Source organism: Burkholderia sp. MS389 (assembly GCF_016899425.1).
Classification (GTDB): domain Bacteria; phylum Pseudomonadota; class Gammaproteobacteria; order Burkholderiales; family Burkholderiaceae; genus Burkholderia; species Burkholderia sola.
Window position 1 is genome coordinate 2811642 of sequence record NZ_CP045994.1, and the last position, 23399, is coordinate 2835040.

Below are 23399 nucleotides of genomic sequence, written 5' to 3' on the forward strand. Positions count from 1 at the left end.
TCGCAGGCGGCGCAATATTCAGTTTCTTGTCGGTCTTCAGTGCGCGGCGCCGGCTTCGGCGTTCGCGGGAATCGGCGTGATCGTCGTGATGTGCAGCCCGCATTCCTTCGTGTCGCGCGACTCCCACCACCAGCGGCCCGCGCGGCTGTCTTCGCCCGGACGGATCGCGCGCGTGCACGGCTCGCAGCCGATGCTCGGGTAGCCGCGCGCATGCAGCGGGTTGACCGGCACGTCGAACGCCTTAAGGTACGTCCACACGTCGGCTTCCGTCCAGTCGGCGAGCGGGTTGTACTTCGCGATCCCGCGCGCTTCGTCCTGTTCTTCCTCGTGCAGCTCCGCGCGCGTGACCGACTGCTCGCGGCGCTGGCCCGTGACCCACGCGCCGACGTCGGCCAGCGCGCGGTTCAGCGGCTCGACCTTGCGGATGTGGCAGCACGACTTGCGCAGCTCGACGCTCTCGTAGAACGCATTCAGACCGTGCTCGGCCACGTACTGGTCGACCGCGTCCTGCCGCGGATGGAACTGCTCGATCTCGTAGCCGTAGCGCTCGCGCACGCGGTCGATCATGCCGAGCGTTTCCGCGTGCAGGCGGCCCGTGTTCAGCGAGAAGATGCCGATCGACACGCCCTTCGACAGGATCGCGTGCGTGAGCAGCATGTCTTCCGCGGCGAGGCTGCTCGCGAATTTCACCTTGTCGTGACGCTCGCCGATCTGCGCGAGCAGCGCGTCGAGGCGCTCGACCTTCGCGGCAAGCTCCGGCGTCAGCGCGGTGACGGTGCTCATGCGCTCACCTTCGTGTCGACCGCCGCCTCGCGGCGGCGGAACAGCGGCGCCGGCTCGTCGAACGCGCCCTGGTAACGCTGCGTGAATTCCGTGAACGCATTCAGCGCGTCGTGGATGTCCTTGTCGGCACGCACCGCGAATGCGTCGAAGCCGCAACGCGACATGTACAGCAGCTGGTCGCGCAGCACGTCGCCGATCGCGCGCAACTCGCCGGTCCAGCCATGGCGCTCGCGCAACAGGCGCGCGATGCTGTAGCCGCGGCCGTCCGCGAAGCGCGGGAAATCCACGGCGATCAGCGAAATCGCGCCGAAGTCGGCCACGAGATCGGCCGGTTCGCTGTCCGGCGCGAGCCACACGCCGAGCTCGTCCTTCGTCTTCGCGGCGACGAGCGCCGCGCGCTCGGCCTGCCACCACGCGAACGGCACGAGCACCTTGCCGGCCGGCAATGCGTCGACCGCGGGCAGCGCACCGTCTTCCGCCGCGCGCACGACCTGCCATGCGTCGTCGATCACTGCGCGGTTCTTGATAATCGAAGCCATCTGCAAATTCCCTCTACCCGGTTGGTTACGCGTTCACTGCCTGGCGCGCCGCATACACGCGCTCCTTGAACGGTGCGATGCCGATGCGGTCGTACGTGTCGACGAAGCGCTCGCCGTCGATGCGTGCCTCGACGAACGTATCGATCAGCTTCGCGATCACGTCGGGCACTTCTTCCGCCGAGAACGACGGCCCGATCACGCGGCCGAGGCGCGCGCCGTTGCGGCCCGTGCCCTGCTCGCCGCCGAGCGACACCTGGTACCACTCGGCGCCGTCCTTGTCGACGCCGAGGATGCCGATGTTGCCGACGTGGTGGTGACCGCACGAGTTCATGCAACCGGAAATGTTCAGCGATAGTTCGCCGAGGTCGTACACGTAGTCGAGATCGTCGAAACGCTGCTGGATCGCCAGCGCGATCGGGATCGACTTCGCGTTCGCGAGCGAGCAGAAGTCGCCGCCCGGGCACGCGATGATGTCGGTCAACAGGCCCACGTTCGGCGTCGCGAAACCGGCCGCCTTCGCCTTTTCCCACAGCGCGAACAGGTCGCGCTTCTTCACGTTCGCGAGGATCAGGTTCTGCTCGTGCGACACGCGCAGCTCGCCCAGCGAGTACGCGTCGGCCCAGTCGGCCACCAAGTCCATCTGCGCGTCGGTCGCGTCGCCCGGGGCCACGCGGTGATCCTTCAGCGACAGCGTGACGGCCGCATAGCCCGGCACCTTGTGCGGCGCGACGTTACGCTCGACCCAGCGCGCAAACGCCTTGTTCTCGAGCAGATGCTGTTCGAACGATGCGTCGGTGTCGGGCAGCTTTTCGTAGACGGGCGGCTTGAAGTATTGCGACACGCGATCGATTTCGGCCTGCGTGAGCGTCGACGGGCCGTCCTTCAGGTGCCGCCACTCTTCCTCGACCTGCTGCGCGAACTTCGCCGGCGACAGCGCCTTCACGAGGATCTTGATCCGCGCCTTGTACAGGTTGTCGCGGCGGCCGTAGCGGTTGTACACGCGCAGCACGGCTTCGCAGTACGTGAGCAGGTGCTGCCACGGCAGGTCTTCCTTGATCACCGCGCCGATGATCGGCGTGCGGCCGAGGCCGCCGCCCGCGAGGATGCTCGCGACCACCTCGCCCTGCGCGTTCTTCTTCAGGTACACGCCGAGGTCGTGGATCTGCACGGCCGCGCGGTCGTGCTTCGAGCCCGACACCGCGATCTTGAACTTGCGCGGCAGCCACGCGAATTCGGGATGGAACGTCGACCACTGGCGCAGGACCTCGGCCCACGGGCGCGGATCGATCTCTTCGTCCTGGGCGACGCCGGCGAACTGGTCGGCCGTGATGTTGCGGATGCAGTTGCCCGACGTCTGGATCCCGTGCATCTGCACCGACGCGAGCTTCGCGAGGATCTCGGGCGTGTCTTCGAGCTCGATCCAGTTGAACTGGATGTTCGAGCGCGTCGAGAAGTGACCGTAGCCGCGGTCGTGTTCGCGGGCGATGCGGGCCAGCATCCGGAGCTGGTCGCTGCGCAGGTTGCCGTACGGAATCGCGATGCGGTGCATATACGCATGGCGCTGCATGTACAGGCCGTTCTGCAGACGCAGCGGACGGAATTCGTCTTCGCTCAACTCGCCCGACAGCCGGCGGCGCACCTGGTCGCGGTACTGCGCGACTCGCTCGTCGACGATCGTCTGGTCGTATTGGTCGTACTGATACATTCGGGGACCCCAGGGTTTTCGTGGTGACCGCGCGACGTCCTAGCCACGTCGCGCCCGAATCTCCGTTCCGTCGTCATCGCCGCCAACCGAGGCCGGCTGGATTGCTAATGACGAAAACAGATATCCATATTTGAAAAACTCCGGTGAATCGTAATAAACTCGCCTTATATTTCAAACGACTAAAAAATTCTGTTGATATGCGGAAGGGTTATAAATGAACCTGCACCAATTTCGCTTCGTGCGCGAGGCCGTCCGGCAGAATTTCAACCTCACCGAGGCCGCCAAGGCGCTCTACACGTCGCAACCAGGGGTGTCGAAGGCGATCATCGAGCTCGAGGACGAGCTGGGCGTGGAGATCTTCACGCGGCACGGCAAGCGCGTGCGCTCCCTCACCGAGCCGGGCCGGATCATCCTCGCGTCGGTCGAGCGGATTCTCCAGGAAGTGGAAAGCCTGAAAAGGGTCGGAAAAGATTATGCGGCGCAGGACCAGGGCAACCTGACCATCGCGGCGACCCACACGCAGGCCCGCTACTCGCTGCCGGCCGCGATCGCCGAGTTCAAGAAGCGCTTCCCGAAGGTGCACCTGTCGATCCTGCAAGGCAGCCCGACGCAAGTAGCCGAGATGGTGATCCACGACCAGGCCGATCTCGCGATCGCGACCGAGGCGATCTCCGACTACAAGGAGCTCGTGTCGCTGCCGTGCTTCCAGTGGCATCACGCGGCCGTCGTGCCGGCCGACCATCCGCTGCTCGAACGCAAGCCGGTCACGCTGGACGATCTCGCCCAATACCCGCTGATCACGTACGACGACGCGTTCGCGGGCCGCAAGAAGATCAATCATGCGTTCGCGCTGCGCGGGCTGTCGCCGGACATCGTGCTCGAGGCGATCGACGCCGACGTGATCAAGACCTATGTCGAACTCGGCCTCGGCGTCGGCATCATGGCCGACATCGCGTTCAATCCCGAGCGCGATCGCGGCCTGCGGCTGATCCCGGTCGGCCACCTGTTCGGCAGCAACGTGACGCGCGTCGCGCTCAAGCAGGGCGCCTACCTGCGCAGCTATGTGTATACGCTCGTCGAACTGCTGTCGCCGACGCTGAACCGCAAGCTGATCGAACAGGCCCTCAAGGGCGAAGCCGAATCGTATGAGCTTTGACGGACAGGTATGAACACAGGGGCGCCTGTCGCGCCCCGTTTTGTTGCCCGACGGAGATTCCCGCATGACGCTTCCCGCCCTGCCACGGCTGCCCGCCTCGTTGCGCCGCGCCGCCGGCGCCGCCCTCGTCCTGGCCTGCGCGGCCGCGCATGCCGACCTGAAGGTCGGCGTCGACCTGTCGTCGACCGGCCCGGCCGCCGCGATCGGCATCACGAGCAAGAACGCGATCCTGATGTGGCCGAAGACGATCGCCGGGCAGCCCGTGCAGGTCACGGTGCTCGACGACGCGTCCGATCCGGGCGCCGCGGTGCGCAACATCCGCAAGCTGGTCGACGAGGATCACGTCGACGTCGTGGTCGGCCCGAACATCACGCCGGCCGCGCTCGCGGCGCTCGACGCGGTGGCCGCCGCGCAGACGCCGATGATCACGCTGGTCGGCTCGGGCTCGATCGTCGAGCCGCAGGAAGGCGCGCGAACCTGGGCGTTCAAGATGGCGCAGAGCGACCGCGCGATGGCCGACGTGATGACGCGCTACATGGCCAACCACGGCGTGAAAACGGTCGGCTTCATCGGCTTCGCGGACAGCTATGGCGACAGCTGGCTCAACGAATTCACGCGCTTCGCGGACCTGCGCAAGATCCGCGTGATCGCGACCGAGCGCTTCAACCGCACCGACGCGAGCGTCACGGGTCAGGCGCTGAAGCTGATCGCGGCGAAACCCGACGCGATCCTGATCGCCGGCGCGGGCACGCCGACCGTGCTGCCGCAGCGCACGCTGATCGAGCGCGGCTACAAGGGCGCGATCTACCAGACGCACGGGATCGCGACGCCGGAATTCATCAAGCTCGGCGGCAAGGATGTGGACGGGACGCTGTTCCCGACCCAGCCGGTCGTCGTCGCGCGCACGTTGCCGGCCGACCATCCGGCCCGCCAGGCCGCGCTCGCGTTCGTCGATGCGTACGAGACGAAGTACGGCGCCGGCACGGTCACGCAGTTCGCGGGCGATGCGGCGGGCGTGTATCCGCGCCTCGCCGATGCGGTCGGCCGTGCGCTGAAGGCCGCGCAGCCCGGCACGCCGGCCTTCCGCACGGCGCTGCGGCGCGAACTCGAACGCGCGCACGAGCTCGTCGTGCCGAACGGCGTCGTCAATACGAGCGACAAGGATCACGTGGGGCTCGACCAGCGCGCGAGCGTGATGGGGATCGTGAAACAGGGCCGGTTCGTCTATCTGAGCCAGTGACTTGCATGCCGGGCACCGGGCTGCTTGCCCGGTGCCCCGTTTTCCGCCATAATCCGCGTTTCGCCGCGCACCACCGTATGCGCGGCCAGGATCAAGCCCAGGTGGTGAAATTGGTAGACGCAGGGGACTCAAAATCCCCCGCCGCAAGGCGTGCCGGTTCGATTCCGGCCCTGGGCACCATGACATAGTTCCGGGAAATTCCCGGAAGTCCCAAAACCCGCGACAGCACAAGGCTTCGCGGGTTTTTTCATTCCGGCAAAGTGCCGTGTAGTGCGTAGACAGCCGGGGGCAAGCGGGGGCAACATTGGGGGCAACCGATCCGAAGTTGCCTTACCCGTCAGGAGTTGCCCCCGTGCCATTAACCGATACAGCCATCCGGAACGCCAAGCCAGCCGACAAGCCCGTGCGCCTGTTCGACGGAGGCGGCCTCTATCTGGAAGTCGCCCCGAGCGGGGGCAAGTGGTGGCGCCTCAAATACCGATTTGGGGGCAAGGAAAAGCGCTACTCGCTCGGCGTCTACCCGGAAGTTACATTGGCGACCGCACGGAAGAAGCGCGACGAAGCCCGTGAAAAGCTCGCTGCCGGCATCGATCCGGGTGAAGCGAAGAAGGCGGAAAAAAGGGCCAGCCTGCTCGCGGCCGCCCATTCGTTTGAGGTTGTCGCCCGTGGCTGGATGGCCGAGCGCAAGACGACCGTGGAGCCAGCGCAGCATGCCAAGACGCTCGCCCGCATGGAGAACGATGTATTCCCATGGCTCGGCAAGCGCCCTATCGCTGAAATCGACGCCCCGGAGATACTGGCCGTGCTGAAGCGCGTAGACGGGCGTGGAGCCAGATTTACCGCCCATCGCATCCGCAGCGAGATTAGCCGGGTATTCCGCTACGGCATCAAAGAGGGGCACTGCAAGGCCGATCCGGCCCGTGATCTGGTAGATGCAATCCCGCCCGCGCAGACAACACACTTTGCCTCAATCACTGAGCCGGAGAAAGTGGGCGAGATGCTTCGCGCGTTCGACGGCTTCACAGGCACGTTCCCGGTTCTCTGCGCACTCAAGCTAGCCCCGATGCTGTTCGTTAGGCCGGGCGAGTTGCGGAAGGCAGAATGGGCTCAATTCGACCTCGACAAAGGCGAATGGCGCTATTTCGTCAACAAAACGAAAACGGATCACCTTGTTCCGCTGGCCGCGCAGGCTGTCACGATTTTGCGCGAGCTTCACGCCCTGACTGGCGAAGGCGTCTACGTGTTCCCCGGTGCTCGCGACCGAAATCGGCCGATGAGCGAGGCCGCTATCAATGCAGCCCTTCGTCGGCTCGGCTACGACACTCGCACCGAAATTACCGGTCACGGCTTCCGGGCAATGGCACGAACGATCCTGCATGAAGAGTTGGAGGAAAAGCCGGAAGTGATCGAGCACCAACTAGCGCATACGGTCCCTGACAGCCTTGGGCGGGCGTACAACCGAACAAAGTTCATCAAGGCACGACGCTCGATGATGCAACAGTGGGCGGACTACCTCGACAAGCTCAAAGCCGGGGCGGAAATCATTCCGATCGCGGCGGCAAGATAGACCCGTGCCGCCACGCGTATGCCCCCCTTGCTGCGCACCTCCCACCGATTTTTCAGAGTTGGCATCGCACTGCCGGCTCCCTGCATTTCGGTATGAATATGACCCCCCTTAGGCCGGCCGGGAGTAGGAAAAACACGCGGGTGTGAGCCCCCGCGTCTTTGCCCTGGACGCAGGGTCCCCCGCTTTCCGGCCGACGCGACACTTGCGGCCGGCGCAACAATGCACGATCGGGGCGCGTCGCGGACACCCCCCTCAAAAACGCGTTGGCGACGCCCTTCGAATCCCGGAGAGCCGCGCCCCTTCTGGCTTCGCGATCGATACAGGCGATCGACGCCTGTCCGCTCAGTGCAAAACGAGTTGGAGATTTGGAGATAAACGCCTGAATCGGCCGCAAAGCCTTGTGGGGTAAGGCTTCGTGTGTCTCCAAACGATTTGGAGAACGCTGGAGATACTGGAGATAAACCGGGCTGGATTATTACGGCTGCGGCAAGATTAGCGGCAGCCGCCGGCCCGGTTCCGTCTGGAGCGGATCGCTCAAAGTAACTTTGACGCACGGGCGAAAAATGCCGCGCAAAGGAACGCCCGCCACCGCCCTCCCGGACGGCGGCGGTGCTTTTCACAGCTCAAGCGTGAAGATCGACGGCAGCACGCGATAGACCATGAACTTGCCGTGGCCGGGGATGTATTCCTGCCGGTACGGATAGCCGTCACTACGCGGCATCAGCACACCCCGCTTCATCAGTGCCTTGGCGACGATCTTGTGATCGAAGCCGGCGCACACGTCCTTGCGGAACACGGCCGCTTCGATCAGGTATTCCGTCTCGACGCTTTCCGCATCGTCGGCGCTCATCTTGCCGCCGAACTCGGCGTAATACTCGCGATCGGAGGCGATGGGCGTGCGGCGCTCGTCGCGCTTCACATGCTGCTTGAAACCCGCTCGATGCGGCACATTCGGCCGATGGTCGTCCTGCGCCCGGTTCATCCACACGAAACGGTTATCGCCGTGTGCGGCGAGGAAATGCTGTACCTGCCGCACGGCTTCGGCTTCGTCCGAGTTGCCCGTGCCGCCGCGCAGTTCGAGCCAGCCTTCGAAGCAACGACGCGCGGCTTCGACCGCTTCGCCCTGCGGCCAGCCGGTCAGCCCGTGCGCCGTCGCCAGCTCGCCGGCCACCGCGACGAGGCAGAACCGCTTAGCGACGCGTGCGACCTGCGAATGCGAGCCGTCCGGCACCCATTGCCCGACCAGCTCGTCGACACGCATGCGCAGATGCTCGGCCAGTTCGCCGGCCTGCGACGACGCCCACTCGATGAACGCAGGGCCGGCCGTGCCGTAGTGCATGCCGGCGTGTCGCTCTAGATGCTCGATCAGCGCGGCCGGCGTCGGGAAGCCGTGCAGCTTCTCCACGACGCCCATTTCGCCGACCTCGGCCGGGATCGCGGGCAAGCGCACCTCGATACCGCCTTTCATCGGCTTGTTGCCCTCGGCCATTAGCGCGGACACGCTCTTTTCGCCGTTCGACAGGAACAGCAGCCGCCACGTGAGTACGGGCTTGGCCGAGCCGCTACGCGACGCGCGGGCCTTGCCCGACTCGTTCGCGAGCATGTAGATCACATCGCCGACCAAACGCGGCTCGACCTGCCCGATTTCATCGAGGATCAGCAGCGCGTCGCTATGCTGCGTGGCGACGGCTTCGAGCGCGTTGTCGGTCGCTTTCCAGCTCCGCACATAGTCCGGCGAGCCGAACACGGACGCGGCGATGACACCGCCCGTCGACTTGCCCTTGGACGTCGTGCCGAGCAGGTGAAACCCGCCCGACTGAAGCCCGGAGAAGTGAAGCAGCGGACCAGCGAAGGCGGTAGCGACGCAGAACGCCAGCCGGCTATTGCCGACGCAGTAGGCCGCGACCTCGCGTTGCCAGTCGTCCAGCGTGCCGCGCTCTTTGAACTGGCTCTGGATCGGCGTATCGGCCTGATAGATCAACGCCTCTTTGCCGGTACCGATGACGCGATCGGGCAGCACGAACGCGCCGTGATGCCAGCCGACGCGCGGCACGCAGCGCACGCGCTCGTCCGGCTGCGCCATCTGCACATAGTTCGCGATCTGCGTGCGGGCGATCTGCGTCACGCCGAGCTTCACGCCCATGTCGAGCAGCATGCGGCGCAGCTCCGTGCCGTCGCCGGCAAAGAGGCCGGCCGGCACCGCCCATCGTTTCAGGATGCCGTCACGGTCCGTGAATTCGAGCAGGTAGCCCCACTCGCTATTCATCTCGTTCCGCGTCTCCGCAATCACGTCGATCCGCGTGCTGACCCAATGCGGCGGGAGCGGATCCCCCTGATTGTTGAAGCCGTGAAACCACACGCCCTTGTCGTCGACGACGAACCGCGACTTGCCGTCCTGCGCGCGGGCCGTTTTCGGGCGCTTGGCAGGCTTCGCGACGGCTGGAGCAGCCTTGCCCTTGTCGGCATCCGCCGAGCCGGCCGGCGCGAGCGCAGCGCGCACGGCGGCGGCCACCGCATCCGGGCCGACGTGCGCAGCCAGGTCGTTGAAGTCGGTCCCGTTCGCCGGGCGGTTCGAACCGAAGTCGGGCACGGCGACGATGCCGGCGACGGCATCGGCCGCCGCGCGGGCCTTCGTCACGCCCGGATTGCCCTTCGTCGTGTGGTCGTCGTCGGCGCACACGACGATGCGGGCGTCCGGATACTGGCCGCGCAGCGCCGTCGCGACCGCATGCAGGTTGCCGGCGTCGAACGCGACGGCGGCCGGATAGCCGGTCGCGGCCGCGAGCGTCGCGCACGTGGCGTAACCCTCACCGATCAGTACCGTGGACGGCGCAGAAGATAGCGGGCCGCCGATCAGCGAGAAGCAGCCCGCCTTGCGGCCGTTCGGCAGATAGCGTTTCTGACCGTCCGTCAGGACGAACTCCAGCGTCCACAGCTTGCCGTCCGCGTCACGCGCCGGGATGACGAGTGCGCCGTCACATGCTGCCGTGCCGATGCACAAGCCGCCGCGGTAGACGCGTAGCGCGTCGACCGGGATGCGCTTGCGAACGAGATACGGGTGATCGGCCGGCGCGGGCTCGGCCGCCGACCAGATCGATTCAGCGAGCGCCGACGCGGCTTGCTGTTTCTCGGTCAGTTCGGCCAGCTCGGCCGCTTCGCGGGCCGCGCGCTCGGCCTTCTGCCGCTCGCGCTCCGCTGGATCGATGGGCTTGGCTCGATGCGCACGCGGATCGAAGCCGCCGAGCTTGGCGAGGTGAAACAGCGTGTTGATGGTGATCTTGCCGCCCTTGAACGACTTCCACACATCGCGCGCGTCCTTGCCGTTGTAGTTCTGCGCGCCTTGGCTCCATTCGTTCCAGAGGGCGAAGCCCTCCTCGCCAAACTCGGCCTTGAGCGCCATCCCCACCTGACTCCACGTGTCGCGGTCGTCGGGCGGAACATAGCCGAGCGCGACTCTCGCCCGCTCGAATTCGGACATGGGTGCGTTACTCATAGGTTCCCACTGGACGCGCGTCGGCAGACTCCCGATTAGTAGTCCATATCGGGCAAGCAGCTACCCGACGCGCGAAGAATTGAATGATTCGATGATGCCTAGCGGCGCAGCGTCAGCCGGCCGCGCGAGGCACCGAGAGAACCGCCCCACCGGCCGTGACGTCGTTGCTGTAGACGTAGCGGCCGAGCCGCGACTCGCCAAGGGCGTCGTTGGCCGCCTCCAGCGCCGCGCCGATCGACGGCAGGGACGCGCGGAACAAGCTCAGCACAAGCCAGTAGTCGTCATCGGACATGGCCTTGTCGGCCGCCCAATGCAGGCTGTCCAGCAGCTCCATTGCATCGCTGATCCGCGTGCCGATTCGGTTGCGATCGGGGCGGTTCACCTCGGCCACGAAGTGCGACGCGACCGGCTGCACGGCATTCTTGTTCGTCTTTGCCATGACCGCCCCTCAGTGCGTCGTGCGCGGTTCGCGCGTGACGAGGCCGAGCGCCGCGAACAGGTGCTGCTGCACGCGCCCCATCAGGCCGGCCGCGAACGCTTGGCGGCTGATCGTCACGCGGTGCGCGTCGACGTCGCCTGCGTCCTGCATGGCGGCTTCCATGCCGCGCGCGAACGCAGCGGCTTGATGCGCCGCGTAGTCGTGCAGCCGCACGTCGCCTTTCAGGTCGAGCCATGCGTCGGCGCAGATCGCGCCAAGGTCGACGGCGAATTGCAGCTCGATCGGAGCGCCGGTATCGAGCGGCGGTGCGTTGTCAAAGCCATTGATAACCGCGGTTCGGATGCGCTGATCAGTCATGGCACACCTCCGGTTGCGCAGTACGGCGCATTTCGGCCGAATACCGGCTCGCGACGCTTTGCCCCATGTCGACGAGCGCTCGCTCGTAGGTGCCCTCCGCAAGATGCGAGCGGACGGCATCGAACAGCGCTTCGAGCTGGGCGAACTGATGGGCCGCACACATGGCGATCATCGTGACTTCGTTCGGCAGGCGGAATTTAGACATGGCGCACCTCCAGAATCGACGCGAGGAGTTGCCCGACGTCGATCGTGCAATCCAGCTCCGCTTCGCCGCGAATCGGCGTGAGGTTCCAGTCATGCACGGCCGCATGCGTGAATTCGCCGAACCGCCGATCGTAGACGCTGCGCCCCGTGAGAGGGCCGCCCAAGATCCGCACGCGCCAATCGTGATCGGGCGTCGGACGAGCCGATGCCACCTCCACCAGCATGCCGATGCGTGCGCGAGCATCGCATTTCGTGACGATCGCAAGATCGCCAATCTTGCAGCGCAGGTCAGCCATGACGCACCTCCGCACGAACGAGCGCCGCGATCGCGGCCAGTGCCGCGCCGGTTGCGTCGAGCGCGTCTTGATACGTGCTGGCGGTTGCCGCGTCGCGCAGTGCTGCGCGGACGATGGATTGAATGAGGCGGGATTGCTGCCCGGTATGGGCGTGCATGGACTGGCGCATGGATTGCGACCTCCTCTGGTGGGTTGAACCACCCGGACCTCAACGCCAATTGAGGTGGCCGGGCGCATGGCGGCGTTGGCGTACCGGACCCAGAGGAAACCGGCGAGCGCGAGCGCTCCACCACCAAGGCCCGACCGTAGAAGGCGCTTAGTGTGCGGACGTAAAAAAACCGCGCTGAGGCGGTCATCCGCCTCTGGAGATTGCCGGACGCCAATCCGGGTCGCTGTTGTCTCAGCGACGCGCACAGGATACCGCGCGATGCTGGACGACGCAAATCGCGACGCCCACGCCGTGTATTGCTTAGTGCAAAGTGACTTTGGGGGAGCATCAGGCGGCCTCCCCCTTGAGCACAGCGGTCGCCAGCTTGAGCTGTTCGATATCCAGTCGCGAGCTGCCCTGCGCCAGTGATTGGCCGAGCGCGACGCCTCGCAGCAGGGCGCTAGCTTGCAAACGGCGCGTCCCGTCCGTGCACTGCGCATCGATGTCGTTGTAAAGCGCACGATAGGCTTTCCGCAGCTGTCGATACTGTCGACGACGATAGTTCGCCGAATCCTGTTCAGCAGCGGCGATCGCCTGGACGAACTTCTCGCAGGCGGTGCCAAGTTGCTTTGTCGTCAGATGCGGGGCTTCGAGCGCGAGCGTCGAGGCAAGCGTGACGGCGATCGCTACGAGCTTCCCGGTGTCGTCGCCACGATTCCAGAAGCAACCCTCGATGTCATCGAGGATTCCTGCGAGCTTGCGAAGGCGGGCATCGCGGCAACGCACAAACGCGGCGTCGCGCGCCGTGACGGCCGCGCCCATCGCGCGACCATACGGGCCGCCGCGATCGATCATAAGGGAAGGCGCGCTCATGCTTGCTCCCGCGTCGATTGGCGGGATTCGACCCAGTTCTGGACGTCTTGCGCGCGCCAGCCGACGCTCCTAGTCCCTAACTGGACCGGCGCTGGAAACTTGCCTTCACGAATCCAGCGATACAGCGTCGTTTTCTTGACGCCGACGCAATCCAGTACACCAATAAGTCGAAGAATCTTAAGAGCCATTTTCTGTTCAGAAATGGCCTGTTCCGCAAAAAAGAGGAAAGCGGCAGCAATAAACCGCGCCGTACCATCAAAGTACGGGCGCAACGAAGTTTGCGGAAAACGCACAAAGTAACTTTGCAAAGTTACTTTGCACGGCGCGCCGCGCGCGGTATCATTCGTCCTAACAAGAGCTATGCGTTTCCTAGGCGCGGTGGCTCTTGTCGTTCCTCCAGTTATGGAACAGGCAGCCAAGCCAAAAATCGCCGGCGGGATGTGTTGGTAGCACACCCCCGGCACCCTCTCGTCAACGCGACGAAATATGCTCAACGATTGAGCATTCCCCGCCTTTTTCCCTTGCATCGCCCACAGATTCCTAGAGCCGTGTTCGATTAGGTGCCAACAAGTACCGCAATTATATCGAAAGGTCTGCCCCCATAAAAGATTTGTCTCGGATTATCTAAGACCGCAATAAATGGCTTCACTGTTCGGCCACAACCGGTCTCTCGCATTCGGCTCACGTGCGTCCGCTCAAGAGCCGGTAGCTGACAGTTGGTGGTCATTCGAGTCCCTATCCGGGGCTTTCTATTCGCCCGGTGATAAATCGAGACGGCAACACCAGCTCTGCGCGTGTGCGACTACCATCGACGCGGTGTTGCTGATACTTCGATGTCTTCCGCGTCCAGACAGACGTACGGTACGCCCGTCAAGGCGTTGGTTTTTGGGTCAAACGAAAGCTTCGCCGTTCCTTCGACATTCACGGTTTCCAAAATCCATCCGTCGACTCTGTCAGGCCTCTCATCAGGTCCGTTGTACTCGTCCCACTGTAACTTATGCTGCGCTTCAATCTCGACCTCGAAGGTGACAGTACATTCGCTTTCACCAATCGCAACGATGCTCAAATCGTGTATGGACGGCACCGATATATTGCTTTCGTCAAGTTCAAATCGCCTGTCGTAATGGTGAAAATTCAGCCCTTCGATCTCCAAGCTGACGGCGTTTAGCAATTCGTCGATATCTGCATCAATTGCGGCGTGAAGCTTTTCGACGTCGTCTTCCGCTGAAAGTAGACGTTCGGTTAACCGCGGGAGACTTTTGAAATAGAGCAGCTTCGGGAATCTCTCGCAGGCAAGCTTAAAATCTTGGTCATCTGATACAACGGCCACGAAACAGCGGTTTTTGTCGGCATACGTATCAACCATAGAAATTGCGAACGCGTCAGGAAACTCTTTACGTTTCTTTCCCTCGCGAAAGGGGGGGACGATGTAGTCGTACCAATTCATTACCGCTTTGACATCCAAGAGTTCATATCCGAGCCGGACGACACTGAACTGAGACAGAAACGCGTTCCACTCGCCGGTCGCTATCCGCGTCACTTCCCAAGTATCCACACTTGGGAACGCCTTCCTAGGAAAACTGGTCCACTTCTCAAGAAAGGGCGCACGCTTTCGAGCGAGTTCGAGTGCATCCAGCGCTTCTTGCGAACGCTCCTTAATTTGACGCTTAACCTCGCGCTCAGTCGGATCCGGAAGCACGAGTTTCAAACCGGCCTTCTTCGCCGCAGAAACAAAGGTCATAAAGGCGGTCGATGCGAAATTGAATTGCTGTCCGGCGAGGACGCTCGTATCGAGGAATACAACGGTCGGAATTGACATCGCTTTTAAGAACCCTCAAATCTATTGCAGCATTGGCCGTCTGGTAGCCGCGAGAGCAAGGTCATGACTATTCAAATTTTCGACGGCTTTTCTTTTGCGCTACTGTATCAACGCCTTTTACGTGCTTCGGAAATTACCAACTGCGTCAACGCCGTCAGGTGTCGAGCATGTCCCACTCGTCTCCGAGAATCCAGCGGAGTGCCGAGAGCTTCCCGTTGAGCATCCCCCATTCGAAATCCGACCACGGGCCAAGGTTGTCGACTCCCACCTCGTCCTCGGTTCTCTTTGCGGCTTCGAGAGCGCCATCCGATCCCAACCCGCAGCCAACGCGCGGCTGGCGATTACTATCTGCGGCATGCGACACGAACAGCACGACGCCTCACATGCGACGCGACCTGCGAATCCCGATGCCTTCTCAGTGTGCCGCTGAGGCGGCGGCAACCTCATTCCACTCGCCAAACCATGTGAACAAAGGCTGAGTCAATTCGCGTAAGCAAAACAACCCCCAGCGCCTCGCGAACTGGTTGTTGGGCAATAGCCACAGTCGTCAGGGAAGGTAGAGCCACCTAGGCGCGAACTGTGTGCAGTCAGGCCGACAGAGAGACACGTCGAACGGTCACCGGAACGTTGCCCAACTGCACACGAAGGTCTTCCAACAGCCCGGCGCCTTCTTCGGGGTTTTGGGCTTCGATCACCGACATATTTTTCTGCGAACTCATGAATTTGAGTCGTTCCAGTAGCTCGGTCGCGATGCGCTGAGCGTCCATGCTGACCGGCTGCCGCATCGGTCCCGTGTTGACGAGCAAGTAAGGTGAGGCGGTCGCCTCGTCTTGCCGCAATAGGGACGTTGCGACGTCAAGTTCCAGCATTTTGCTTTCGGCTTCCTTTTGTAACGCGATCAAGTGAGATGGCGTCTGCGGAAGGCTGGTGACCTGGACTAGATTCGGTCCGTGAGCATAGTCGATCGTGATCTCTGGCGATCCGGGCCATCGGACGCGCTGGTTGAAGCGGTGCCGCCGCTGTTCGTCGTCACGTACAAATGCGGTGCGAAGCGATCTGATAAATTGACTTGTAGGGACCGAATTCCGCTGACTTCCTTCCTCCGCGTCATTGTACGTTTCACGCGTCCCAAAGGCGGAGAGCATCCGGATCGACGAGTCGACCACTTGGCGCTCGGAATATCCTCTCACACGTGTTGGTTTCCCAATGCGGAATCCCTCAAACGGTGCTTGAAGATTGTCGAAACTTACTCCGCCCCGAAGCTGCCGGCCGAGGAAACCCGAAACGTGTTCGAGAATACCGAGCGCTGAGGCCGCTCGCTTCGCGCCTATCATTGCGCGCAACTGATTTGGATCGAAGGCCACATGCGTCGACGTGTTACCTGCCGACGGCGCGTCATACTTGATCGCAACGATGGCGACCAGTCGTTCGCCGGTCGAGTGATTCGGCTCCCACAATACGGGAACCACACTGGCCGAATACGGTGGCGTGTCCCACATGCTCAAATCGTCTATTCGTTCCATAAGTTTTCTGCAGAGGGCTTTTGAAGGCGCTGCGCAAGGTACAGATGGAGCGGCTCCAAGCGCAAAGCAATGAGATCCACAATCACTGCCGCCATCCTTATGATGGTTGTCACTCTTCCTTCGGCCGGGAGCTTCCAGCGGCCCATTTCAATCGCAAGCATTTTAAGGCGCTGCGCGTGGCGAGCGAACTTTGCTGCTTCGTCTTCAATGCCATGATTCTCGGGGCGCCGCGTCACTAGTTGAGTCAGCAATTGGTTGACGCGCGCCTTGTACATGACGACATCTTGTTGCGAGCTAGTGCTGGCGATCGCCTTGTACAGCTTCGTGACTGGTTCGAGTGCCAGATTGTGGTCGAACAGCCACCATTTGACACCATCGAAGAGCAAGTTTTGAGCGTGGCGATCTGGATTTGCCACAAGTTCGTCCCATGCCGCGCCTATGCGCCCGGTATCGTTAGAGCAGACACTTTCCCAGATGTACTCCTCGCCGATTTCCCCGCCGCCAGCATGGCGCGCCATAAACTGGGGCTGAAACAGGCTCCCGAACAGCACTACGGGCCCACCTTTCATGCCCGTCGGACGCCCCGGTAAATCCTCCGGTTCGGCGATCACTAGGCCCGGATTGGGCACGGGAAGTTTGAGAACTTGCGAGGCGAGGCCACATGCAAGTTCGATGTCCAACTGGGCTGTATTCGGAAGGTATTTAACAACGACAGGAATTCCTGGCTCATCAGCGCCCGGAATGCCGGCAAGCCCTTTCCATACGTGGTTGAGATGCTTCCCGACCACCTTTTCCGGTACACCTAGGAGGCGGTAAACAGGAGGTCGAGCCGCAATTTCTCGCAGGTCTGCTGGAATGTTCTTGTTCAACGCCGCCCTCAGTTGCACGAATGCTATCGGCAAAGGTTTCGCCTGAAATTCCCCGTGTTGCTAACTGTAGCAAAAACGGCGGATAGCGGGCCCAACATCGCTCCGTGGCTGGCGTCCGAAACCGATCCCTTGCGGACAGGGGCATTTTGCCCTGTCCGTAAATAAGGGTTGAAATGTTTTGGACACCGCCTTACATTCGGACGTCTATTTCGTACAGATTGAGTGCCCGATATGTCCCGAACCTTTGCCTATGCCCGCGTCAGTACGTCCGACCAGACCACCGCGAACCAGTTACGAGAGATCGAGGCGGCCGGCTTCTCGGTCGACAAGCGCCGCGTTGTGTCGGAAAGCATTTCGGGGAGCGTAAGCGCCGATCAGCGGCCGGGGTTTGCGCAGTTGCTCGTCAAGATGGAAGAAGGCGACGTGTTGATCGTGACGAAGCTCGACCGACTCGGCCGCAATGCGATGGACGTGCGGGCCACGGTCGAAGGATTGGCCGAACGCGGTATCCGCGTTCATTGTCTCGCCCTCGGCGGCGTAGATCTGACGAGCGCGGCAGGCCGGATGACGATGCAGGTATTGAACGCGGTGGCCGAATTCGAGCGGGATCTGTTGATTGAGCGCACGCACGCTGGTATCGCTCGCGCGAAGGCGGAAGGCAAGGCGATGGGGCGGCCGTCCGCCCTGTCGGACAAGCAGCGGGCGGACGTGCTGCGCGAGTTGGACGCGGGGGCAAGCGTGGCCGCGCTTGCTCGGCGATTTGGCACGAGCCGCCAGACGATCATGCGGGTACGCGACGCAGTCTAAGCGCGCGCGCCGTTCAACTCACGCCCTGCTAGAGCCCGGCTCGCTGGGTGGTGGAGCGAGCAGCTTAAAGGCGCGAGGCGGCGCATGCGCGGTTCCGGATGGATATCGGTCCGCATTGCCCAAGTGGCAGCACTCCAAAAGTGCGTCCAGTCTCTCATCTGTATAGGACTGGACCAGACCAAGCAAACAGTGTCAGGTTGTCTGACTCAGTTCGGCCATGTCCGGACATTGGCATGTCGTTCCTCGTTGGCCGCCTTGCCGACAGCTTCGGACGTTGAGCGTCGACGATCTTCGCCGGCATCGCAGCGTGAGAAAACGCGTGGCAAGTAGTGAGGCGTTTTGCAGTTGAGCCAGAAGTTCGCGAGGAACTTATAACGCGCCCTTCCTCTTGTCTTCGGACAGCTTCAAGACAGGCGGCGATCTGAGCAGATTTTCAGGCTGAACCCGTTCCCAGAGGCCTCCGTTGCCCAGTGCTCGTCCCAACTGATCTTCGCGCCTGAGCCATTGTTCGACCGTCCTGATTCGCCCGGGATGAATTTCGTCGAGCAATGCGTAGTCTCTCTTGACGATCCCGTACTTCCACAGATTCCAGAAGCCAGTGAAGTTTTCGCGGAAGCTCATCGTACTTTTGTCGCGGAGATCGGCGTTATATCCGGACGGCAAATCGGCTGCGGCCTTGAGCGGTCCGCTCCAGTATGCTTCGAGGTCGGTATCAATATATTGCGCGGGATGTCCGGTCACGGCTTCGAACGCCTCGGCAAGCTTCGCATACTCGACATGCTCGATCGCGACCTCGAGATTCATGCCATTCGCACGCTCCGGATTGTCGAAAAGCCAACGTGCGTAGTACCCGCAGTCCTCAAGCGCTACATGCGGAACGGCGCCGTCACCGAGTGGCACCCGCCACGTAACGACGCCGCTTTCCACGGACGGCGTCATTGGTGTCATTGCCGAGACGGCCATCTCCATATACGGACCGGTCGTAAGCAGCGCGGCGCCCATCCGGTCCCGGTTTGTCAGGTTCTGGAACAGAATCCATTCCCCTACGCGGCCCTTGCCATCATAGTGGCCTGTCCGAAACCGGGAATCGTATCCGGACCTTTTGAGCGCGTAATCGAGGTTTCCGTATACGAAGAACTTGACTCCTTCTTCGATGGCTATTTCATAGCATCGGATGGCCCAATAAATCTCAGTCTTCTCCCCGGTGTTGAATCCATCGAGATTGATATACGCTGCGCTGCAATTACGAAAACCGTCACGCAGGACCGCTTCATCGGCAAACGTGCCCTTCACGATCGAGACGTTCCCAAGAGTGGAGAGCTCGATGGCCCGTCGCGATTCAGGATCTCGGCTCAAGGCGCGCACGGCATATTTGCCGTCGGCGACGAGCGCCCGGATGACGGGCAATCCCTGTGCGCCCGTTCCACCGATGACGAATATGGTCGAGGGGACCCGTGAAGACATGTTTGTTTACGCTGGTATGAGTTGGATAGATTTGCCGACCGCTGCGCGCCGATGGCACGGATGTCAGCTTCATATGGCATCGGGCACCGGTACGCCGACCACTCGCCCGTGAACTTCTGTCGAGATGCCGAATTGCGGTCTGCGCGATATTTCATCGAAGCATTCATTCATACGACACTGCGGCCCTAACCGGCCGCCTTCGCCGGACCGCGCGCCGCGACTGCGCGTGGTTGCCGGCTACGTTGCAGCAGAAACACACCACCGAGGATTGCGCCCATCGCGAACAGTTCGACTGCGCCGATCGGTTCCTGCGCAAGCCACGAACCCATCAGCAACGCAACGACCGGTGGAATGTACGTCACGCTGGACGCGGCCACTGCTCCGAGCCGTCCGACGATGAAGTAATAAAGGATGTAAGCGATCCCGGTGCCCGTCAGACCGAGTCCCAGGACGAGGCCGAGCAGCGCTCGCGCATCGCCCGTCACACGCACGATGCCGTGGAAATCCGTGACGCAGCCGATCAGGACCAGTGCGAAGCCGATCTGCCACGTCGACAGCGCGAGCGGTGAGAGGTCCAGGCCGGAAAGAAAGCGGCGCGCGTACACGAACGAGCAGCCCACGCTGAGCGAGCCGGCGATCATATAGCCGACTCCGAGCAGGTTGACGCCAGCCGCGTGCGCATTCCACGGACGCGCGATCAGCAGTACGCCGACGAATCCGCAGACGATGCCCGCGATCATTCGCGCGTTCGGGCGTTCCTCGCGCAGCAGTGCCCATGCGCACAGGAAGGAAAAAAGCGGGATGGCGCCGCTTAGCATCCCGGCAATGCTCGAGAACAGCAGCCCGGCCCCTTTCGCGAACGCATAGTAGTAAATCACGGTCGCAAGCAGCGACATCACCACGAAGTGGTGAGCGTGCCGAAGATGGCGCCATTTGAGCGCCTTAGTGAATAGCGCGACCGTGAGCAGCGGGATGAAGCCGAAAAGCACGCGCAGGAAGACGATCTGACTGGCAGCCAGATCGACGCTCGCCCACTTCATGAACAGGAAGTTGGTGCCCCAGATGAACCCGAGGGCGGCGAAGGCGAAATAGGCGGGATTCATGTCAGCGCACCAGGAAAGCGGATGAAGTCCCGATTGTGTTCCGCACCGGTGTGCTCTACAAATGATTTAATGTCGACTATGGAATAGAAAAACTGAGCTATGCGATCGACTCCTCCGCTGAAAGCCCTGCCTGCCTTCGAAGCTGCCATGCGGCACGGCAGTTTTACTCTTGCATCCCGAGAACTGAACGTGACGCCTGGTGCGATAGGGCAGCAGATTCAGAAGCTTGAGGAATGGCTCGGCGTTGCCCTGTTCGTGCGCCAGATACGGCAGGTAACGCCCACAGAGGATGGTCGCGCCTACTTCGCGCAGATTCAACCCGCCCTGGCAGAGCTTATTCATGCGAGCCATCGCATTCGTGAGCGTCGCGGTAGCGGCGTGCGGTTGTCGATGCCGCCGAGCTTCGCTGCCAAGTGGTTCGCCCCACGCATGGCCGACTTCCTGCAGGCAAACCCCGGGATTGCGCTGAGCCTGAGCACATCGACAACGATGGTCGACTTCGAACTGGATGGCGTCGATCTCGCGGTTAGGCATTTCGACGGGATGGATGCACGACTATCCGTTCAACTGCTGTGCCATGACGAGGCACGCGCGTATTGCCATCCGGCATACGCGAAGCAGCGCCGATTGAAGCGCCCCGACGATTTGCGCACGGCGACACTGCTCCATAACACGCTACACCCGCACTGGGCCACGTGGCTTGCTCGATTCAGCGGTCTCGACGGTTCGCAGATTGACACCATTACCGGTATCAGGTTCGACCAGTCGTTGATGGCGATCGACGCCGCAGTGCGCGCGCAAGGCGTTGTGCTTACCGGCCCCCTGCTGGTAGAAGCGGAACTGGCTCGTGGAGAACTGATCGAGCCATTCGATAATGCGCTGGCCTTGGACGCCGGATACTACCTCGTCCATCCCGCCAGTGCCGGAACCAAACAGGCGGTTCAATTGCTCAAGGCGTGGTTTGTCGGCAGCATCGCTGTGGGATGTGCGCGACGTGGGGGCATTTAGTCGTCGAATTATTGTCTCAATGACTGCTGTCGGCTCTAATTCCGACGCCGGATAATGCGATTCCGACCGGTAACAATGGGTCGACTTCCGCCGTCGGCGACCACGGCCACCAACGATGCTGCAAAACTACATCGTCGGTCCGGGTTCAGCCATGAAGCGTCATTGGTTTGCGTCAACGGCGAGACGTTGAGGCGTCCCGTCTGGCTCAGGGAGCGGACACCCAAGTCAGGCTATGCGAATTTTCCGATTGGTTGCCCGGCAGGAAGTTCGTGCGTGCCGCGCCAGGCATCGCTAACCATTGACGCAATAACGTCTGGACAAGGTTCATCGCGGATTGCGCGAAGAGAGCGCCGCGATGGATCACCAAGCTGCGCGGCATGGCGTCGGTAACCGCCGGCCGCATTCGTCGGTTTGCGGCCACTTGCAGTGGTTAAGCCACGTCGGGATGGGTTGCCTAAGCAGCCGAAAATTTACACCGGTGAGTTTACTTTTCGCCAAGAAAACTACACTATGCGGTGTACTTCACCGAAGTCATCCCTGCGGGTCCACCCGGACCGTCCAACACCAGACCCATTTCTCAGCTGCACGTGCGTTGTCGGCTGAAGCTGAACGCCTGCCGGCTGTCCGCGTCAGAGCCCCGCTTTATCGAATGAACTCATAGGAGAAACGCGAATGTACAAACCTCTTGATCAGCGGGGGCGCCGTATTGTAATTACCGGAGCCAATAGCGGCACCGGCAAGGAGGCGACTAGGCGATTGGTGGCGGCTGGTGCCGACGTCATCATGGCTGTACGCAACGAGTCGAAAGGCGATGCCGCCCGCCGGGATATACGCAAGGAGTTTCCAGGGGCATCGATTGAGGTCCGCACGCTGGATCTCTCAAGCCTCTCGAGTGTGAGGAATTTTGGTCGCCAGTTGCTCGAGGAGGGACGCCCTCTCGACGTGCTCGTAAACAACGCAGGGATCATGATGCCGCCGACCCGTGTACTGAGCTCCGACGGATTCGAGCTACAGTTTGCGACCAATTTCCTAGGCCACTTCGCACTGACCAATCTGCTGTTGCCGCTTCTGCTTGGAGCGAAGTCTCCTCGCGTCGCCACGATGACAAGCAGCGCCGCAATTGGTGCCAAAATCAATTTCGACGACCTTCAAGGCGAAAGGTCGTACAAGCCCATGACGGCGTATGCGCAGTCCAAGTTAGCCTGCCTGCTGTTGGCAAATCGATTGGCAGAAATTGCGCGCGAGCGTGGCTGGCCCCTGCTCAGTACGAGTGCCCATCCAGGCCATACACGCACCAACCTTCAGACGAGCGGTCCGAATATGGGTACTGATTCAACCCGCAAGAGGCTATCGTTCCGACTTGTACCGTCCATGGATGTGAAATGGGCCACGGACTCGCTCTTGCAGGCGGCAGTCGACCCCACAGCGACTCAGGGCGCATTCTACGGCCCCCGCTTTCTGCTCGTCGGGAACTCGCACGTTGCCAAACAGCCCCGATCCGCCACGAGCGCGGATTCGGTTCGCCTGTGGCAAGTAGCAGAAGCATTGACGGCGACGAGTCCACCGCAGGTGTGATGTGCACCCGCTGCGCGGCCAGCCAGCCCCCGAATCAATCTTGTCGCGATTATGCCGCGCGTCCTCGTGCCGATCACTGACGTGATGCGACGGTTGCAAAGTAACTTTCTAGCGTAACGCCGGCTCGGGGGTGTGGGCGCGCGGGGCGTTCTTTGCGCGCAGCGTTCCAGAAGGCAGGGCAACTCTCAACGTCGTCGTGCGGACGCCATAGCTCAGCAGTCTGTCTCCAACTTTATCTCCAAGAAAATGTGTACTTTGGAGATAGACTTGGAGATAACCACAGCCTTGCCAGACAAGGCTTACAGGCCGATACAACCGTCTATCTCCAAATCTCCAGATATTTTTGCTTCCGGCGGCACAGCAACGTTCCGCACGGCACCGGCCTTCGACTGATCGAGCCTACGCTGATACGCTTGTTGATATCTTCTGAA

22 protein-coding genes and 1 tRNA gene are annotated in these 23399 nt (G+C 62.0%); 7 read left to right on the top strand and 16 right to left on the bottom strand.

Features of this window, described 5'->3' with window-relative positions; all coding sequences use genetic code 11:
- Positions 1–36: 36 nt before the first annotated feature.
- From GJG85_RS13070 to GJG85_RS13080, 3 genes are read right to left on the bottom strand one after another with little or no spacing between them, the layout of a single operon-like run.
- A complete protein-coding gene (locus tag GJG85_RS13070; protein WP_050012078.1) occupies positions 37–783 on the bottom strand; it encodes a phosphoadenylyl-sulfate reductase in 747 nt (248 codons plus the stop codon).
- Positions 780–1322, bottom strand: a complete 543-nt coding sequence (locus tag GJG85_RS13075) for a DUF934 domain-containing protein (RefSeq protein ID WP_050012079.1) — start codon at positions 1320–1322, stop codon at positions 780–782. The genes GJG85_RS13070 and GJG85_RS13075 overlap by 4 nt, the downstream gene beginning before the upstream one ends.
- A gap of 25 nt (positions 1323–1347) precedes the next feature.
- Positions 1348–3027 carry a nitrite/sulfite reductase gene (locus tag GJG85_RS13080; protein WP_050012080.1) on the bottom strand — a complete coding sequence of 560 codons (1680 nt, stop codon included), beginning with the start codon at positions 3025–3027 and terminating at the stop codon, positions 1348–1350.
- 214 nt (positions 3028–3241) lie between these two features.
- Here GJG85_RS13080 and GJG85_RS13085 point away from each other — a divergent pair, with 214 nt between their 5' ends.
- The 4 genes from GJG85_RS13085 (at position 3242) to GJG85_RS13100 (ending at position 6990) form a co-directional block, all read left to right on the top strand.
- Entirely contained in the window at positions 3242–4183 is a 942-nt protein-coding gene (locus GJG85_RS13085) for a CysB family HTH-type transcriptional regulator (protein ID WP_006478072.1), read from the top strand.
- A 64-nt stretch (positions 4184–4247) separates the two neighbouring features.
- Positions 4248–5423 (top strand): ABC transporter substrate-binding protein, encoded by a 1176-nt coding sequence (locus GJG85_RS13090; RefSeq protein WP_050012081.1) that lies wholly within the window; start codon positions 4248–4250, stop codon positions 5421–5423.
- A 95-nt stretch (positions 5424–5518) separates the two neighbouring features.
- A tRNA-Leu gene (locus tag GJG85_RS13095) sits at positions 5519–5603 on the top strand.
- A gap of 172 nt (positions 5604–5775) precedes the next feature.
- Positions 5776–6990, top strand: coding sequence for an integrase arm-type DNA-binding domain-containing protein (locus GJG85_RS13100; RefSeq protein ID WP_050012082.1), 1215 nt, complete (start codon positions 5776–5778; stop codon positions 6988–6990).
- A 616-nt stretch (positions 6991–7606) separates the two neighbouring features.
- On the opposite strand, the gene GJG85_RS13105 is transcribed toward GJG85_RS13100, so the two are convergent.
- The 11 genes from GJG85_RS13105 to GJG85_RS13155 form a co-directional block, all read right to left on the bottom strand.
- Entirely contained in the window at positions 7607–10468 is a 2862-nt protein-coding gene (locus tag GJG85_RS13105; protein WP_204383364.1) for a DUF927 domain-containing protein, read from the bottom strand.
- A 127-nt stretch (positions 10469–10595) separates the two neighbouring features.
- Positions 10596–10922: a hypothetical protein gene (locus GJG85_RS13110; protein ID WP_124593588.1), complete on the bottom strand. Its 327-nt coding sequence runs from the start codon at positions 10920–10922 to the stop codon at positions 10596–10598.
- A gap of 9 nt (positions 10923–10931) precedes the next feature.
- Positions 10932–11279 (bottom strand): hypothetical protein, encoded by a 348-nt coding sequence (locus GJG85_RS13115; protein WP_014722320.1) that lies wholly within the window; start codon positions 11277–11279, stop codon positions 10932–10934.
- Complete coding sequence (locus tag GJG85_RS13120) at positions 11272–11484, bottom strand: hypothetical protein (RefSeq protein WP_004522499.1); 213 nt, start codon at positions 11482–11484, stop codon at positions 11272–11274. The genes GJG85_RS13115 and GJG85_RS13120 overlap by 8 nt, the downstream gene beginning before the upstream one ends.
- A complete protein-coding gene (locus GJG85_RS13125; protein ID WP_124593627.1) occupies positions 11477–11779 on the bottom strand; it encodes a hypothetical protein in 303 nt (100 codons plus the stop codon). The genes GJG85_RS13120 and GJG85_RS13125 overlap by 8 nt, the downstream gene beginning before the upstream one ends.
- On the bottom strand, positions 11772–11948 hold the full coding sequence (locus GJG85_RS13130; protein ID WP_058036683.1) for a hypothetical protein: 177 nt from the start codon (positions 11946–11948) through the stop codon (positions 11772–11774). The genes GJG85_RS13125 and GJG85_RS13130 overlap by 8 nt, the downstream gene beginning before the upstream one ends.
- A 327-nt stretch (positions 11949–12275) precedes the next feature.
- Entirely contained in the window at positions 12276–12800 is a 525-nt protein-coding gene (locus tag GJG85_RS13135) for a hypothetical protein (RefSeq protein WP_035982701.1), read from the bottom strand.
- A complete protein-coding gene (locus GJG85_RS34990; protein WP_239468909.1) occupies positions 12797–13327 on the bottom strand; it encodes an AlpA family phage regulatory protein in 531 nt (176 codons plus the stop codon). The genes GJG85_RS13135 and GJG85_RS34990 overlap by 4 nt, the downstream gene beginning before the upstream one ends.
- A gap of 275 nt (positions 13328–13602) precedes the next feature.
- Positions 13603–14619 (bottom strand): PIN domain-containing protein, encoded by a 1017-nt coding sequence (locus GJG85_RS13145; RefSeq protein WP_124593587.1) that lies wholly within the window; start codon positions 14617–14619, stop codon positions 13603–13605.
- A gap of 587 nt (positions 14620–15206) precedes the next feature.
- A complete protein-coding gene (locus tag GJG85_RS13150) occupies positions 15207–16142 on the bottom strand; it encodes a hypothetical protein (protein ID WP_239468911.1) in 936 nt (311 codons plus the stop codon).
- A complete protein-coding gene (locus tag GJG85_RS13155) occupies positions 16130–17011 on the bottom strand; it encodes a hypothetical protein (RefSeq protein ID WP_230943372.1) in 882 nt (293 codons plus the stop codon). Before GJG85_RS13155 ends, GJG85_RS13150 begins: the two co-directional genes overlap by 13 nt.
- A gap of 231 nt (positions 17012–17242) precedes the next feature.
- Between GJG85_RS13155 and GJG85_RS13160 the strand changes: the two genes are divergently transcribed.
- Entirely contained in the window at positions 17243–17818 is a 576-nt protein-coding gene (locus tag GJG85_RS13160) for a recombinase family protein (RefSeq protein ID WP_060010189.1), read from the top strand.
- A 369-nt stretch (positions 17819–18187) separates the two neighbouring features.
- Here the strand turns inward: GJG85_RS13160 and GJG85_RS13165 are convergent, their stop codons facing one another.
- Together GJG85_RS13165 and GJG85_RS13170 are read right to left on the bottom strand one after the other, a co-directional pair.
- Positions 18188–19282: an NmrA family NAD(P)-binding protein gene (locus GJG85_RS13165; RefSeq protein ID WP_060010187.1), complete on the bottom strand. Its 1095-nt coding sequence runs from the start codon at positions 19280–19282 to the stop codon at positions 18188–18190.
- A gap of 185 nt (positions 19283–19467) precedes the next feature.
- Positions 19468–20385: a DMT family transporter gene (locus tag GJG85_RS13170; protein ID WP_060010184.1), complete on the bottom strand. Its 918-nt coding sequence runs from the start codon at positions 20383–20385 to the stop codon at positions 19468–19470.
- Positions 20386–20484: 99 nt separating this feature from the next.
- Here GJG85_RS13170 and GJG85_RS13175 point away from each other — a divergent pair, with 99 nt between their 5' ends.
- Positions 20485–21393 (top strand): LysR substrate-binding domain-containing protein, encoded by a 909-nt coding sequence (locus tag GJG85_RS13175; RefSeq protein WP_060010182.1) that lies wholly within the window; start codon positions 20485–20487, stop codon positions 21391–21393.
- Positions 21394–22065: 672 nt separating this feature from the next.
- The gene (locus GJG85_RS13180) at positions 22066–22968 is read left to right on the top strand and encodes an SDR family oxidoreductase (protein WP_060010179.1); all 903 of its coding nucleotides are present in this window, start codon (positions 22066–22068) and stop codon (positions 22966–22968) included.
- The last annotated feature ends 431 nt before the right edge of the window (positions 22969–23399 follow it).

What these genes read in the sequence shown, in the direction of transcription:
- GJG85_RS13070 (WP_050012078.1), bottom strand. Translation starts at nt 783, where the DNA reads ATGAGCACCGTCACCGCGCTGACGCCGGAGCTTGCCGCGAAGGTCGAG.
- GJG85_RS13075 (WP_050012079.1), bottom strand. Translation starts at nt 1,322, where the DNA reads ATGGCTTCGATTATCAAGAACCGCGCAGTGATCGACGACGCATGGCAG.
- GJG85_RS13080 (WP_050012080.1), bottom strand. Translation starts at nt 3,027, where the DNA reads ATGTATCAGTACGACCAATACGACCAGACGATCGTCGACGAGCGAGTC.
- GJG85_RS13085 (WP_006478072.1), top strand. Translation starts at nt 3,242, where the DNA reads ATGAACCTGCACCAATTTCGCTTCGTGCGCGAGGCCGTCCGGCAGAAT.
- GJG85_RS13090 (WP_050012081.1), top strand. Translation starts at nt 4,248, where the DNA reads ATGACGCTTCCCGCCCTGCCACGGCTGCCCGCCTCGTTGCGCCGCGCC.
- GJG85_RS13105 (WP_204383364.1), bottom strand. Translation starts at nt 10,468, where the DNA reads ATGTCCGAATTCGAGCGGGCGAGAGTCGCGCTCGGCTATGTTCCGCCC.
- GJG85_RS13110 (WP_124593588.1), bottom strand. Translation starts at nt 10,922, where the DNA reads ATGGCAAAGACGAACAAGAATGCCGTGCAGCCGGTCGCGTCGCACTTC.
- GJG85_RS13115 (WP_014722320.1), bottom strand. Translation starts at nt 11,279, where the DNA reads ATGACTGATCAGCGCATCCGAACCGCGGTTATCAATGGCTTTGACAAC.
- GJG85_RS13120 (WP_004522499.1), bottom strand. Translation starts at nt 11,484, where the DNA reads ATGTCTAAATTCCGCCTGCCGAACGAAGTCACGATGATCGCCATGTGT.
- GJG85_RS13125 (WP_124593627.1), bottom strand. Translation starts at nt 11,779, where the DNA reads ATGGCTGACCTGCGCTGCAAGATTGGCGATCTTGCGATCGTCACGAAA.
- GJG85_RS13130 (WP_058036683.1), bottom strand. Translation starts at nt 11,948, where the DNA reads ATGCGCCAGTCCATGCACGCCCATACCGGGCAGCAATCCCGCCTCATT.
- GJG85_RS13135 (WP_035982701.1), bottom strand. Translation starts at nt 12,800, where the DNA reads ATGAGCGCGCCTTCCCTTATGATCGATCGCGGCGGCCCGTATGGTCGC.
- GJG85_RS34990 (WP_239468909.1), bottom strand. Translation starts at nt 13,327, where the DNA reads ATGCAAGGGAAAAAGGCGGGGAATGCTCAATCGTTGAGCATATTTCGT.
- GJG85_RS13145 (WP_124593587.1), bottom strand. Translation starts at nt 14,619, where the DNA reads ATGTCAATTCCGACCGTTGTATTCCTCGATACGAGCGTCCTCGCCGGA.
- GJG85_RS13150 (WP_239468911.1), bottom strand. Translation starts at nt 16,142, where the DNA reads ATGGAACGAATAGACGATTTGAGCATGTGGGACACGCCACCGTATTCG.
- GJG85_RS13160 (WP_060010189.1), top strand. Translation starts at nt 17,243, where the DNA reads ATGTCCCGAACCTTTGCCTATGCCCGCGTCAGTACGTCCGACCAGACC.
- GJG85_RS13165 (WP_060010187.1), bottom strand. Translation starts at nt 19,282, where the DNA reads ATGTCTTCACGGGTCCCCTCGACCATATTCGTCATCGGTGGAACGGGC.
- GJG85_RS13170 (WP_060010184.1), bottom strand. Translation starts at nt 20,385, where the DNA reads ATGAATCCCGCCTATTTCGCCTTCGCCGCCCTCGGGTTCATCTGGGGC.
- GJG85_RS13175 (WP_060010182.1), top strand. Translation starts at nt 20,485, where the DNA reads ATGCGATCGACTCCTCCGCTGAAAGCCCTGCCTGCCTTCGAAGCTGCC.
- GJG85_RS13180 (WP_060010179.1), top strand. Translation starts at nt 22,066, where the DNA reads ATGTACAAACCTCTTGATCAGCGGGGGCGCCGTATTGTAATTACCGGA.